The 13,337-nt window shown below is 70.6% G+C and carries 11 protein-coding genes; 6 read left to right on the top strand and 5 right to left on the bottom strand.

All coding sequences use genetic code 11. From position 1 onward, the window contains the following. The first annotated feature begins 10 nt into the window (after nt 1–10). The 5 genes from AB0F77_RS22015 to aroQ all read left to right on the top strand — a co-directional run bounded on the left by AB0F77_RS22015 (nt 11) and on the right by aroQ (nt 5,793). Entirely contained in the window at nt 11–589 is a 579-nt protein-coding gene (locus AB0F77_RS22015; protein WP_361951109.1) for a TerD family protein, read from the top strand. 55 nt (nt 590–644) lie between these two features. Then, nucleotides 645–2,720 (top strand): TerD family protein, encoded by a 2,076-nt coding sequence (locus AB0F77_RS22010; RefSeq protein WP_361951106.1) that lies wholly within the window; start codon nt 645–647, stop codon nt 2,718–2,720. 222 nt (nt 2,721–2,942) lie between these two features. Then, nucleotides 2,943–3,986, top strand: coding sequence for a TerC/Alx family metal homeostasis membrane protein (locus AB0F77_RS22005; RefSeq protein ID WP_361951103.1), 1,044 nt, complete (start codon nt 2,943–2,945; stop codon nt 3,984–3,986). 70 nt (nt 3,987–4,056) lie between these two features. Beyond that, entirely contained in the window at nt 4,057–5,157 is a 1,101-nt protein-coding gene (locus AB0F77_RS22000; RefSeq protein WP_361951100.1) for an ionic transporter y4hA, read from the top strand. A 162-nt stretch (nt 5,158–5,319) separates the two neighbouring features. After that, on the top strand, nt 5,320–5,793 hold the full coding sequence (gene aroQ, locus AB0F77_RS21995) for a type II 3-dehydroquinate dehydratase (RefSeq protein ID WP_361951097.1): 474 nt from the start codon (nt 5,320–5,322) through the stop codon (nt 5,791–5,793). Nucleotides 5,794–5,865: 72 nt separating this feature from the next. Here aroQ and AB0F77_RS21990 read toward each other — a convergent pair whose 3' ends face one another. The 5 genes from AB0F77_RS21990 to AB0F77_RS21970 all read right to left on the bottom strand — a co-directional run bounded on the left by AB0F77_RS21990 (nt 5,866) and on the right by AB0F77_RS21970 (nt 10,076). Then, nucleotides 5,866–6,618 (bottom strand): amino acid ABC transporter ATP-binding protein, encoded by a 753-nt coding sequence (locus tag AB0F77_RS21990; RefSeq protein ID WP_361951094.1) that lies wholly within the window; start codon nt 6,616–6,618, stop codon nt 5,866–5,868. Further along, on the bottom strand, nt 6,615–7,490 hold the full coding sequence (locus AB0F77_RS21985) for an amino acid ABC transporter permease (RefSeq protein ID WP_361951091.1): 876 nt from the start codon (nt 7,488–7,490) through the stop codon (nt 6,615–6,617). Before AB0F77_RS21985 ends, AB0F77_RS21990 begins: the two co-directional genes overlap by 4 nt. Continuing rightward, on the bottom strand, nt 7,487–8,362 hold the full coding sequence (locus AB0F77_RS21980) for an ABC transporter substrate-binding protein (protein WP_361951088.1): 876 nt from the start codon (nt 8,360–8,362) through the stop codon (nt 7,487–7,489). Before AB0F77_RS21980 ends, AB0F77_RS21985 begins: the two co-directional genes overlap by 4 nt. A 321-nt stretch (nt 8,363–8,683) precedes the next feature. Further along, entirely contained in the window at nt 8,684–9,340 is a 657-nt protein-coding gene (locus AB0F77_RS21975) for an MBL fold metallo-hydrolase (protein WP_361951085.1), read from the bottom strand. Between the two features lie 46 nt (nt 9,341–9,386). After that, complete coding sequence (locus AB0F77_RS21970) at nt 9,387–10,076, bottom strand: maleylpyruvate isomerase family mycothiol-dependent enzyme (protein ID WP_361951082.1); 690 nt, start codon at nt 10,074–10,076, stop codon at nt 9,387–9,389. Between the two features lie 223 nt (nt 10,077–10,299). On the opposite strand from AB0F77_RS21970, the gene uvrA reads away from it, so the two are divergent. Further along, the gene (gene uvrA / locus AB0F77_RS21965) at nt 10,300–13,296 is read left to right on the top strand and encodes an excinuclease ABC subunit UvrA (RefSeq protein ID WP_361951079.1); all 2,997 of its coding nucleotides are present in this window, start codon (nt 10,300–10,302) and stop codon (nt 13,294–13,296) included. Nucleotides 13,297–13,337 lie beyond the last annotated feature (41 nt).

The raw sequence follows: 13,337 nt of genomic DNA, 5'->3' as shown, positions 1-13,337 counted from the left end.
GGACACAGCCGTGACCGTCAACATGACCAAGGGTCAGGCCATCAGCCTGGAGAAGAAGGACGGGGGCTCCCTGACCGCGGTCCGTATGGGTCTCGGCTGGCAGGCGGCGCCCCGGCGCGGCCTCTTCGGTTCCCGCACCCGGGAGATCGACCTGGACGCCTCGGCGGTGCTGTTCGCCGACAAGCAGCCGGTCGACGTCGTCTTCTTCCGCCACCTCGTGAGCGACGACGGCTCCGTGCGTCACACCGGCGACAACCTGGTCGGCGGCGCGGGCCAGGGCGGTGACGACGAGTCCATCCTCGTCGACCTCCAGCGTGTCCCCGTCCACATCGACCAGATCATCTTCACGGTGAACTCCTTCACCGGCCAGACCTTCCAGGAGGTGCAGAACGCGTTCTGCCGCCTGGTCGACGAGACCAACGGCCAGGAGCTCGCCCGCTACACGCTCGCGGGCGGTGGCCAGTACACCGCCCAGGTCATGGCGAAGGTGCACCGCGTGGGCCAGGGCTGGGCGATGACCGCGCTGGGCACGTCGGCCAACGGCCGCACCTTCCAGGACCTGCTGCCGGCGATACTGCCGCACCTGTAACCCCGCCCGCTGCGGCGGCCGGCGCACGACAACATCACACAGGGGGACGAAGGCGATGACGGCCGAACTGGTGCGGGGGCAGAACCACCCCCTCTCCCAGGTCCGGTTCGAGATCCGGATCTCGGCCGGTGTGCCGGTCGTGGCGGCGGCCACGCTGGGCGACGAGAACGGCACGGCGCCGGGCCCCGAGTGGGTGGCCCACCCGGGGGCGCCCACGCTGCCCGGTGTCGAGGTCTCCCGCCAGGCCGCCGCCGAGCACCGGCTCGCCGTGGACCTGGCCGCCGTGCCGGAGGCCGTGCACCGCGTCGACGTCCTGCTGGCCCTGCCCACGCGGACGGGCGGCCCGTCCCGCTTCGGCGCGGTCGGCGCCCCCAGTGTCACGCTCACCGGCCTCGACGGCACCGGAGTCGTGCGGTACACCCTGGCCGGCCTTGACGCCGAGTCGGCCGTCGTCGCCCTGGAGCTGTACCGCAGACAGGGCGCCTGGAAGGTGCGCGCCGTGGGGCAGGGCTACGGGGGTGGCCTCGCCGCGCTCTTCGCCGACCAGGGCCTGGCCGCCGCCGCGGATCTCGCGGACAGCATCCAGGAAGCGGTGGCCAGGAGCCTGGCCCGCGCGGTCCCGGCGCCACCACCGCGCACCCCGGAACCGGACCGCACCCGCGAACCCGACCGCACCCGCGGTACGTCAGGGCCGGCCGCCGGCCCCGACCGGCCCGGCCCCTCGCCCCAGGGCGCCCCAGAGGCCGTGGCACCGCTGCCGGCGTCGCCCTACGACACGCCCCACGGGGCGACCCTTCCGGACGGCGTGAGGGACACGACCGGAGCAGACCCCTCCGACCACGCGGCCCCCGCCGCGCCCGACACCGCGCGTCCCGCGGGCGACACCGAGCGCCCCGTGGGCGGCATCGACTACACCCATCCGGACCGCCGTCACACGGCCCCGCCACCGCCCCCGCCGCAGGCGCCCCCCGTTCCGCCGGGGCAGCCCGCGCAGCCCGTCGCGGGTGACGCCGCCGGCTGGTCCATGGACGAGCGGCTCTACAACCAGGTCTGGGGCATGTTCGAGGACCTGGCGCGTACGACGGCCGCGTACCGCAGCGCCGTCGACTTCGCCGACTCCCGCATGGAGAAGGACATCGACCGGATCCTGTCCGATCCGCGCAGCCGACTCGGCTCGGCCGGAGACACCGCCCGTGAGGCGGCCGCCGCCAGACGGGCCCAACTCGTCGACCAGGCGCGGGCCGTGCTCGACCGGGACCTCGTCCAGCTCGCGGCCGAGGCCGAGGTCGTCGAGCCCGCTCTTCCGCCGGCGTACGCGCGCTGGGACAACCCCGTCTGGCACGGCTACCGCGTGCCCACCGAGTCCCCGCTCGCCCTGCGCCTCGGCGACCTCCACCTCCCCGAGAGCGCACCGCTGCGCATCCCGATGCTGGTCCGGCTGCCCCTGGAACGGGGCCTGTGGATCGACAGCGGCACGGAGGACGACCTGATGGGGTATCAGGACGGGCGATCCACGGAACCGGACGACACCCGGCGGCTCGCGATGGAGATGGCGGTCGCGCTCGCGGCCCGGATGCTCGCCGTGCATCCGACGGGAGAGTTCTCGGTCCACGTGATCGACCCGGCGGGCTCCGGTTCACGCGCGCTCATGCCCCTGGTGGGGGCGGGCGTGCTCGCCGGCCCGCCCGCGGCCGGCGCCGCGGGAGTCGCGGACGTCCTCGGCCGGCTCACCCAGCGTGTCGACCTGGTGCAGATGGCGCTGCGCGCCGACGCGGCCGAGTCACTGCCGCCCGGCGTCGATCCGGCCCGCCAACTGCTCGTCGTCAACGACTTCCCGCACGGTTTCGACGACCGCGCCGTGAACCAGCTGCGGTATCTCGCCGACGAGGGACCGTCTGTCGGCGTCCATCTGGTGCTGGTGGCCGACCGTGAGGACGCCTCGGCGTACGGCCCTTTGCTCGATCCGCTCTGGCGTTCGCTGATGCGACTCACGCCAGTGCCCGACGATCACTTCGCCGACCCCTGGGTCGGGCACGCCTGGACCTATGAGCCCTCCCTGCTCCCGCCGGGCAGCCAGGTGCTCACGCGGGTGCTGACGCAGGTGGCAGAGGCTCGGGCCAAGCACTGGTAAAGCCGCACTGAGCTGCTAACTTGGTACTAACTTTACCAATTGCTTTACCTTTCCTTGGTGATTGGGGTACTCTCGACGGCACGGAGGGGAGTACTCCCTGTCTGCTGCGGCGTACCCGTCAATACGGATCGGATCCGGTCCCGGGGCGTCGGCCCGTCCCGGGTGGAAGAGACCTCCGGCAGTGACGACGTGATTCTTTGCCGTTTACGTACCGGAGGAGCAGTGGACGTTTCCGTGACCCTGTGGGTCCTGACCATCGTGGGGCTCGCCGCGTTCGTCGCGGTCGACTTCCTCATCGGCCGCAAGCCGCACGACGTGTCGATCAAGGAAGCCGGCATCTGGACCGCCGTCTGGATCGCTCTGGCCGGGATCTTCGGCCTCGGGCTGCTCCTCTTCGGCGGCGGGCAGCCGGCGGGCGAGTTCTTCGCGGGATTCATCACCGAGAAGTCACTCAGCGTCGACAACCTCTTCGTCTTCGTCCTGATCATGGCGAAGTTCGCGGTGCCCTCGCAGTACCAGCAGCGGGTCCTGCTCGTCGGCGTGCTCATAGCCCTGGTCCTGCGGGCCGTCTTCATCGCCGCCGGCGCCGCGATCATCGCCAGCTTCTCCTGGATCTTCTACCTCTTCGGAGCCTTCCTGATCTACACCGCCTGGAAGCTGATCCAGGAGGCCCGGGCCGAGGAGGAGGACGAGGAGTACGAGGAGAACCGGCTGCTCAAGGCCGCCGAGCGCAGGTTCGGCGTGGCCGACCGGTACCACGGCACCAAGCTGTGGATACGCCAGAACGGCAAGCGCGTCATGACCCCCATGCTGGTCGTGATGCTCGCGATCGGTACGACGGACGTGCTGTTCGCGCTGGACTCCATCCCCGCGATCTTCGGCCTGACCCAGGACCCGTACATCGTCTTCACCGCCAACGCCTTCGCGCTGATGGGCCTGCGGCAGCTGTACTTCCTCATCGGCGGCCTGCTCAGGAAGCTGGTCCACCTCTCCTACGGTCTGTCCGTCATCCTCGGCTTCATCGGCGTCAAGCTGGTGCTGCACGCCCTGCACGAGTCCGGTGTGCACGTCCCTGAGATCAGCATTCCGGTCTCGCTGGGCGTCATCTGCGCCGTCCTGATCGTCACGACGATCACCAGTCTGATGGCGAGCAGGAAGAAGGCGGCCGCCGAGGCTGCGGCCGAGGCGGCGGAAGAAGGCGCGCCGGAGGGCAGCGAGGACGCTGCGGGGGGCGGCAAGGGCAGCAAGGACAGCGTCGACGTCTGACGACGCCCGGTCGACTGATGCCTGAAAGGACCGGAATGCGAACCCCGTACGTGTCTGCCACCATCGCTGCATGATCACCAGGCTCAGGTCGCTCACCACCCAGTGGACGCTCCTAGTGCCGGTGCTCGCGGTCGTCCTGCTCGCCCTCACCTGGGGACGCGATCTCCCCGGTGCCGTCGTCGCGCTGGTGACCGTCGTCCTCGCCGGATCCGTCCTCGCCGCCGTCCACCACGCCGAGGTCGTCGCCCACCGCGTCGGCGAGCCCTTCGGCTCCCTCGTCCTCGCCGTCGCGGTCACCGTCATCGAGGTCGCGCTGATCGTCACCCTCATGGCAGACGGAGGCGCCAAGAGCGCCACCCTCGCCCGGGACACGGTCTTCGCGGCCGTGATGATCACCTGCAACGGCGTGGTCGGCCTGTGCCTCCTCGTCGCCTCCCTCCGGCACGGCACGGCCGTCTTCAACCCCGAGGGCACCGGCGCGGCCCTGGCGACGGTGGCGACCCTGGCCACGCTCAGCCTGGTGCTGCCGACCTTCACCACCAGCAAGCCGGGCCCTGAGTTCTCCGGCGTACAACTGACCTTCGCGGCCCTGTCCTCACTGATCCTATACGGCCTGTTCGTCGCCACACAGACTGTGCGGCACCGCGACTACTTCCTGCCCATCACCCGGCAGGGCGAGGTGATCACCGCGGACGACCACGCCCTGGCCCCCTCCTTGCGCACCGCCCGCATCAGCCTCGGCATGCTGGGCCTCGCCCTGGTCGGCGTGGTCGGCCTCGCCAAGGGGGTGTCGCCGACCATCGAGTCCGGGGTGGAGGCGGCGGGCCTGCACCACGCCGTCGTCGGTGTGATCATCGCCCTGCTCGTGCTGCTCCCGGAGACGATCGCCGCGCTCCGCTCGGCACGCCGGGACCGGGTGCAGACCAGCCTCAACCTGGCGCTGGGTTCGGCGATGGCCAGCATCGGCCTCACCATCCCCGCCGTCGCCCTCGCCTCGATCTGGCTGTCCGGACCCCTCGTCCTCGGCCTCGGCGCCACGCACATGCTGCTGCTCGCCCTGACCGTGGTCGTCAGCTCCCTCACCGTGGTGCCCGGCCGGGCGACACCCCTCCAGGGCGGTGTGCACCTGGTGATATTTGCGGCCTATCTGGAACTGGCCATCAACCCGTGACACCACCCCACCCGCCGCTTGCGGTCACCCGGGGAGGGCTTCAGCGGGTACATGATCGTCGTCATCCCCGGAGGCCACGGCGGACGGCCCCGCGCGCGCAGCGTGATAAACCGGGAGCGAGCAGCGGTCGCAGTCGGGCCGCCCGACCGGACCGGAGGAACCGTGCCCCGCACCCTGGCCAACGCCCCGATCATGATTCTCAACGGGCCCAACCTGAACCTGCTCGGCCGGCGCCAGCCCGAGATCTACGGCTCCGACACGCTCGCCGACATCGAGGCGCTGTGCGTCAAGGCGGCGGCCACGCACGGCGGCACGGTGGACTTCCGGCAGTCCAACCACGAGGGCCAGTTGGTCGACTGGATCCACGAGGCACGGCTCGACCACTGCGGCATCGTCATCAACCCCGGCGCCTACTCGCACACGTCGGTCGCGATCCTGGACGCGCTCAACACCTGCGACGGCATGCCGGTGATCGAGGTCCACATCTCCAACATCCACCGGCGCGAGTCGTTCCGGCACCACTCGTACGTCTCCCTGCGCGCGGACGGCGTCATCGCGGGCTGCGGCACGCAGGGGTACGTGTTCGGTGTGGAGCGCGTGGCCGCCCTGGTGGGGGCGGCCCGCACCGACGCCTGAGCGCGTCGGAGAAGCCAACTCGCCCTCTGAGAGCGCGTCGGAAAAGCCGACTCGGCCCTGGAGGAGCACCGTTCAGAGACGGCCGGCCTCCACGACGCGGCTCAGGAAGCGCCGCGTCCGCTCCTGCTGCGGATCATCGAACACCTGCTCGGCGGTGCCCCGCTCCAGCACGACACCTCCGTCCAGGAAGCAGACCTGGTCGGCCACGTCCCGGGCGAAGCCCATCTCGTGCGTGGCCAGCACCATCGTCATGCCGTCCCCCTTCAGGTCCCGCACCACGGCGAGGACCTCTCCGACCAGCTCCGGGTCGAGGGCCGCGGTGATCTCGTCGAGCAGCAGCAGCCGGGGACGTACGGCCAGGGCCCGCACGATCGCCACACGCTGCTGCTGGCCGCCGCTGAGCCGGTCCGGGTACTCACGCGCCCTGCCCCCGAGTCCGAGGCGCTCCAGGAGCCCCACAGCGCGTTCCTCGGCCTCCGCGCGGGGCACGCCGTGCACCCGGCGCGGCGCGAGCGTGATGTTCTCCAGCACGGTCATGTGCGGGAAGAGGTTGTACGACTGGAAGACCACGCCGATACGGCGCCGCACCGCGTCCTGGTCCGCGCGTGGGTCGGTGATCTCCTCCCCGTCCAGCCAGATCGCCCCGTCGTCGATCTCCTCCAGGAGGTTGGCGCAGCGCAGCAGTGTGGACTTGCCGGAGCCGGAGGCGCCGATCAGCGCGGTCACGGTGTGCGGGGCGACCTCCAGGCCGACGTCGCGCAGCACGACCGAGCCGCCGAAGGTCTTGCGGACGGACTCCATGCGCAGCACGGGCACGTCGCTCATGTCGCTCCTCCCTGGGCGCGCGTCCGCTCCGTCCTGGCCGTCAGCCAGTCCGTGAAGCGGGTCATCGGGATGGTCAGTGCCACGAAGACCAGTCCCGCGACGATGTACGGCGTGTAGTTGAGACTGCGGCCCACGATGATGTCGGCCGCGCGCACGGCGTCCACCGCGCCGCCGATCGACACGAGCCCGGTGTCCTTCTGGAGCGACACCAGGTCGTTGAGCAGCGGCGGCACCTGACGGCGCACGGCCTGCGGCAGCACCACGTGGCGCAGGGCCTGCCGGTTGGTGAGGCCCAGCGAGCGGGCGGCGGCGCGCTGCGAGGGGTGCACCGACTCGATGCCCGCGCGGAACACCTCGGCGACGTACGCCGAGTACGTCAGCGTGAGCGCCGTACCGCCCAGCAGCACCGGGTCCACGGTCACGCCCTGGAGCCGCAGCGCGGGCACGCCCAGCACCACGATCAGGATGTTGACAATCAGCGGCAGCCCGCGGAAGAAGTCGGTGTACGCGGCGGCCAGCACCCGCAGCGGGAAGGAGACCGGGCCGCGCAGTGTGCGTGCCACGGCGATGAGCATGCCGAGCACCAGGGCGGCGGCACCGCAGACGACCAGCAGCCGGACGTTCAGCCACAGCCCGTCGAGGACCTTCGGGAAGGCCTCGCGCGCGTACCGCCCGTCGAAGAACGTCTCCCTGGTCCGCGGCCAGCCGGGCGCGTTGACGACGACCAGGTAGAGCACGACGCCGGTGACCAGGGTCGAGAGCGCCGCGATCGCGGTGGCGCGGCGGGCCCGGACACGCCGGTGGCGCTCGCGTTCGAGCCGTCGCTGCGAGGGGACGTAGCCGGTCTCCGGCTTCTCCTTCGCGACGGTCACTTGAGCACCGGGGCGTCGACGGCGTCGGAGAGCCACCGCTTCTCGATCTTCGCCAGGGTGCCGTCCGCGCGGAGGGCGTCGACGGCGGCGGTCACACAGGGGGTGAGCGCGCTGCCCTTGTCGAGCACGAGCCCGAACTGCTCGGGCGTGCCGCCCTGGTTCTCGAACTGTCCCACGATCTTCGCGTCCGTCACCTCGGCCGCGGTGATGTAGAAGGCGGTCGGCAGATCGGTGACGATCGCGTCGACCTGACGGTTCTTCAGCGCCGACTTGGCCTGGTCGTTCTTGGCGTACACGGCGGCCTGCCGCGTCGGCTTCACCACGTCGGTGATGTAGTCGAGGCTGGTGGTGCCGACCTGGGCGCCCAGGTGGAGGCCCCGGAGGTCCGCGACGCTCGTCGCCGTGGCGGCCTTGGTGCCCTTGAGCGCGATGACGGCCTGGCGCACGTCGTAGTAGCCGGACGAGAAGTCCACGGCCTTCCTGCGCTCCGCACTGATCGACACCTGGTTGATGTCGAAGTCGAAGGACTTCACGCCGGGCGCGAACGCCTTGTTGAACGGGACGCTCTGCCAGACGACCGCGTCCTTGCCGTAGCCGAGCCGGCCCGCCACGGCATACGCGACGGCGGACTCGAAGCCCTCGCCGCTCGCCGGCCTGTCGTCCTTGAACCACGGCTCGTACGCCGGTTCGTCGGTGGCGACCGTCAGCTTCCCGGACGTCGTGGTCGCCAGTTTCCCCTTGGCGCACGTGGTCGCGGACGGTGCCGCGTCCGGCTTCTCCTCGGGCTGCGGGGCACATCCGACGGCGGTGGCGAGCAGGGCTGTGACGACGGCGGCTGCGGCGCGGCGCAGCGGGCGGGGGGCGAGGCGCATGGCGGGAGAGTGGCAGCGAACCCCTCGTTTGTCGAGGTCGCGACAGCCCAAGTCCGCATGGTGGGAACGGGTGTTGCGGGCGTGTGAACAGTGGGGCGGGCCGCCGGTCGAGGGCGGGGATTCGGGGGACCGGCGGCCCCTGCCGCGCAGAAGCCGTCATCCCACGCGGGGCACTTCCCAGTTGACCGCGCATCACCCACGCGCGGGAGCGCGCGCGGAGTGCCGGTGCGAGTGAACCGTTCACACGGGGCGCGCGCCGGGGGAGTGCGCGCGCCTCAAGTCCGCTCCGCGTGTGTCACCCACGCGGAGCGCTGTCGCCGATCACCACCCGCGCGCGTGCCACTCCGGAAGGTGGGGGCGCTCGTCGCCCAGCGTGGTGTCGTTGCCGTGGCCCGGGTAGACCCAGGTCTCGTCCGGCAGCACGTCGAAGATCTTCGTCTCCACGTCGTGGATCAGACTGGCGAACGCCTCCGGGTCCTTGCGGGTGTTGCCCACTCCGCCCGGGAAGAGGCAGTCGCCGGTGAAGACGTGCGGGTGGCCGTGCGGATCGTCGTAGACCAGCGCGATCGAACCCGGTGTGTGCCCCACCAGGTGGCGCGCGGTGAGCGAGACCTGGCCCACGCGGATCACGTCGCCGTCGTCGAGGAGGACGTCGGTCGCGACCGGGATCCCCTCGGCGTCCTCGCGCCCCGCGTACGTACGCGCGCGCGTGGCCGAGACGACGTCGGCGAGCGCCTGCCAGTGGTCGCCGTGCCGGTGGGTGGTGACGACGGACGCGATGCCGTCGTCACCGATCATCCCGAGCAGGCTCTCTGCCTCGTTCGCGGCGTCGATCAGCAACTGCTCGTCGGTGGCCCGACAGCGCAGCAGGTAGGCGTTGTTGTTCATCGGACCCACCGCGATCTTGGTGATCATCAGGTCCTTGAGCTCGTGCACGTCCGCCGGTCCGCCGACCGTGACCTCACCGCTGTACGTCATGGTCGTCAGCCTATAGCGGGGGCGCGGGCGCCGGACCACGCGCGGGTCACAGCGGCGGGAGCGACGGCAGCGTGCCGCCCTTCACCGTCAGCCCGGAGCCGTCCCGCCGCCCGGCGAGCCAGCCGAGCAGGTCCGCGGCCGTCCCCTCGACCGAGACCGGACCGCCCGGTGCGCCGCCCCCGGTGGTCCAGGTCCGGCCGCCCTCGGCGACAAGACCGGTGGACGGCACCTCCCGGTGCCCGGCGAAGCGCTCCGCGAGGAAGTCGATCTCCCGTTCCGTGAACTCGTCCGGAAGATCCTCCAGCTCGTAGCCGATACCGAGATCCACGTGGTGCAGCTCCACCTCGATCCACCGCCGGAACGGCACCCGGGACAGCGAGTCGGTGACACCGTTGCGCAGCTCCACCGTGCGCGACCAGTCCGCGGGCACCGCCCCCGCCGCGTCGAAGCGGGCGGTGCTCTCGCGCAGGTCTGCCAGCTGCACGTCCAGGGGCCGGGGCGCGTCCCGCTCGATGTCCGCGACCCGGGCATCGCCCGAGGCGTACATGGGGCGGCCCTCCAGGACGTTCACGATCGCGTCCGCGTTGCGGGCGAGATGGGCGAGGATGTGGCCGCGGGTCCAGCCGGGCAGCCGTGACGGTTCGGTCACGGCCGCGTCGGGCAGTCCGGCGACTGCGGTGAGAAGCCGCTCGGACGCGTCGCGTACAGACGCCAGGTCGTGGGCGTGATCAATCATGGCGCCGACCCTAGTCCCGCCACACCTTCGGGTGAAGGTGGTGGACCGACGCCGCAAATCGAATGCGCGTGCTATATCGTCGGGAGCGGCGTCGGGCATGCTGGATGGCCCGGGATTGTTACGCAAACGGGAATCCGACCGGCGTTGTCAGTGGCTCCCCCTAGTCTGAAGAAGGACGGGGGCCTCGCCCCTGTCACTTCTCTCAAGAAAGGTGCGGACCGGCGTGGCCGACCGTCTCATCGTCCGTGGCGCGCGCGAGCACAACCTGAAGAACGTCTCGCTCGACCTGCCGCGCGACTCGCTCATCGTCTTCACGGGCCTGTCGGGGTCGGGCAAGTCCTCGCTGGCCTTCGACACCATCTTCGCCGAGGGACAGCGGCGCTACGTGGAGTCGCTCTCGTCGTACGCCCGGCAGTTCCTCGGCCAGATGGACAAGCCGGACGTGGACTTCATCGAGGGCCTCTCGCCGGCGGTGTCCATCGACCAGAAGTCGACCTCGCGCAACCCGCGCTCGACGGTCGGCACCATCACCGAGGTCTACGACTACCTGCGTCTGCTCTTCGCGCGCATCGGCAAGCCGCACTGCCCCGAGTGCGGCCGCCCGATCTCGCGCCAGTCGCCGCAGGCCATCGTCGACAAGGTCCTCGAACTGTCCGAGGGCAGCCGCTTCCAGGTGCTGTCGCCGCTGGTGCGCGAGCGCAAGGGCGAGTTCGTCGACCTCTTCGCGGACCTCCAGACGAAGGGCTACAGCCGCGCGCGTGTGGACGGCGAGACCGTCCAGCTGTCGGACCCGCCCACGCTGAAGAAGCAGGAGAAGCACACCATCGAGGTGGTCGTCGACCGTCTCACGGTGAAGGACTCCGCCAAGCGCCGGCTCACCGACTCCGTGGAGACCGCGCTCGGCCTCTCCGGAGGCATGGTCGTGCTCGACTTCGTCGACCTCCCCGAGGACGACCCGGAGCGCGAGCGCATGTACTCCGAGCACCTCTACTGCGCGTACGACGACCTGTCCTTCGAGGAGCTGGAGCCGCGCTCCTTCTCCTTCAACTCGCCCTTCGGCGCCTGCCCGGACTGCACCGGCATCGGCACGCGCATGGAGGTCGACCCGGAGCTGATCGTCCCGGACGAGGACAAGTCCCTCGACGAGGGCGCCATCCACCCCTGGTCGCACGGCCACACCAAGGACTACTTCGACCGCCAGGTCAACGCCCTGGCCGACGCCCTCGGGTTCCGTACGGACATCCCGTTCGCGGGCCTGCCGCAGCGCGCCAGGAAGGCCCTGCTGTACGGCCACCGGACCCAGATCGAGATCCGCTACCGCAACCGGTACGGACGCGAGCGCGTGTACATGGCGTCCTTCGAGGGCGCCGTGAACTTCGTCAAACGGCGGCACAGCGAGGCGGAGAGCGACGCCAGCCGCGAGCGCTTCGAGGGCTACATGCGCGAGGTGCCCTGCCCCACCTGTGAGGGCACGCGGCTGAAGCCCATCGTCCTCGCGGTCACGGTCATGGGGAGGTCGATCGCCGAGGTCTCCGCCATGTCCATCAGCGACTGCGCGGACTTCCTGGGCGAGCTGAAGCTCAGCGCGCGCGACAAGAAGATCGCCGAGCGGGTGCTCAAGGAGGTCAACGAGCGGCTGCGCTTCCTGGTCGACGTCGGCCTGGACTACCTCTCGCTCAACCGCGCGGCCGGCACGCTCTCCGGCGGCGAGGCCCAGCGCATCCGGCTCGCCACCCAGATCGGCTCCGGACTCGTCGGCGTGCTGTACGTCCTGGACGAGCCGTCCATCGGACTCCACCAGCGCGACAACCACCGGCTGATCGAGACCCTGGTCCGGCTGCGCGACATGGGCAACACGCTCATCGTCGTCGAGCACGACGAGGACACCATCAAGGTCGCCGACTGGGTCGTCGACATCGGCCCCGGCGCGGGCGAGCACGGCGGCAAGGTCGTGCACAGCGGCTCCCTGAAGGAGCTGCTCGTCAACGACGAGTCGCAGACCGGCCAGTACCTGGCGGGCAAGAAGTCGATCCCGCTGCCCGACGTCCGGCGCCCGCACGACCCGTCCCGCATGCTGACGGTCCACGGCGCCCGGGAGAACAACCTCCAGGACATCGACGTGTCCTTCCCGCTGGGCGTGTTCACGGCGGTCACGGGCGTGTCCGGTTCCGGCAAGTCGACACTGGTCAACGACATCCTCTACACGCACCTGGCCCGCGAGCTGAACGGCGCCCGGAACGTGCCGGGCCGGCACACCCGTGTGGAGGGCGACGACCTCGTCGACAAGGTCGTGCACGTCGACCAGTCGCCCATCGGCCGCACCCCGCGGTCCAACCCGGCGACGTACACCGGCGTCTTCGACCACGTCCGCAAGCTGTTCGCCGAGACCACCGAGGCGAAGGTCCGCGGCTATCTGCCCGGACGCTTCTCCTTCAACGTCAAGGGCGGCCGCTGCGAGAACTGCGCGGGCGACGGCACCATCAAGATCGAGATGAACTTCCTCCCGGACGTGTACGTCCCGTGCGAGGTCTGCCACGGCGCCCGGTACAACCGGGAGACCCTGGAGGTCCACTACAAGGGCAAGTCCATCGCCGAGGTCCTGAACATGCCGATCGAGGAGGCGACGGAGTTCTTCGAGGCCGTCCCCGCGATCGCCCGGCACCTCAACACGCTCAAGGACGTCGGCCTCGGCTACGTCCGGCTCGGCCAGTCCGCCACCACGCTCTCCGGCGGTGAGGCCCAGCGCGTCAAGCTCGCCAGCGAGCTCCAGCGCCGCTCCACCGGACGCACGGTGTACGTGCTGGACGAGCCGACCACCGGTCTGCACTTCGAGGACATCAGCAAGCTGCTGAAGGTGCTGTCCGGCCTGGTCGACAAGGGCAACTCGGTCATCGTCATCGAGCACAACCTCGATGTGATCAAGACCGCCGACTGGGTCGTCGACATGGGCCCGGAGGGCGGCGCGGGCGGCGGCCTCGTCGTCGCCGAGGGCACACCGGAGGAGGTCGCGGGCGTTCCGGCCAGCCACACCGGCAAGTTCCTGCGCGAGGTCCTCGGCGCCGACCGGATCAGCGACGCGGCCTCGGTGAAGGCCCCGCGCAAGGCGGCGGCGAAGAAGACGGCCACGGCGAGGACGGCCAACAACACGGCGACCAAGAAGGCCGCCGGGGCCACGAAGAAGACGACACCCGCGAAGAAGACGACGCGGGCGAGGTCCTGATACCCGGAAAGCCCCGGTCCTGACAAGTCCTCAAAAATACG

Source organism: Streptomyces sp. NPDC026672 (assembly GCF_040638185.1).
Classification (GTDB): Bacteria; Actinomycetota; Actinomycetes; order Streptomycetales; family Streptomycetaceae; genus Streptomyces.
This window is presented reverse-complemented; position numbering and strand designations above follow the sequence as displayed.

What these genes read in the sequence shown, in the direction of transcription:
- AB0F77_RS22010 (WP_361951106.1), top strand. Translation starts at nt 645, where the DNA reads ATGACGGCCGAACTGGTGCGGGGGCAGAACCACCCCCTCTCCCAGGTC.
- AB0F77_RS22000 (WP_361951100.1), top strand. Translation starts at nt 4,057, where the DNA reads ATGATCACCAGGCTCAGGTCGCTCACCACCCAGTGGACGCTCCTAGTG.
- AB0F77_RS21990 (WP_361951094.1), bottom strand. Translation starts at nt 6,618, where the DNA reads ATGAGCGACGTGCCCGTGCTGCGCATGGAGTCCGTCCGCAAGACCTTC.
- AB0F77_RS21980 (WP_361951088.1), bottom strand. Translation starts at nt 8,362, where the DNA reads ATGCGCCTCGCCCCCCGCCCGCTGCGCCGCGCCGCAGCCGCCGTCGTC.
- AB0F77_RS21975 (WP_361951085.1), bottom strand. Translation starts at nt 9,340, where the DNA reads ATGACGTACAGCGGTGAGGTCACGGTCGGCGGACCGGCGGACGTGCAC.
- AB0F77_RS21970 (WP_361951082.1), bottom strand. Translation starts at nt 10,076, where the DNA reads ATGATTGATCACGCCCACGACCTGGCGTCTGTACGCGACGCGTCCGAG.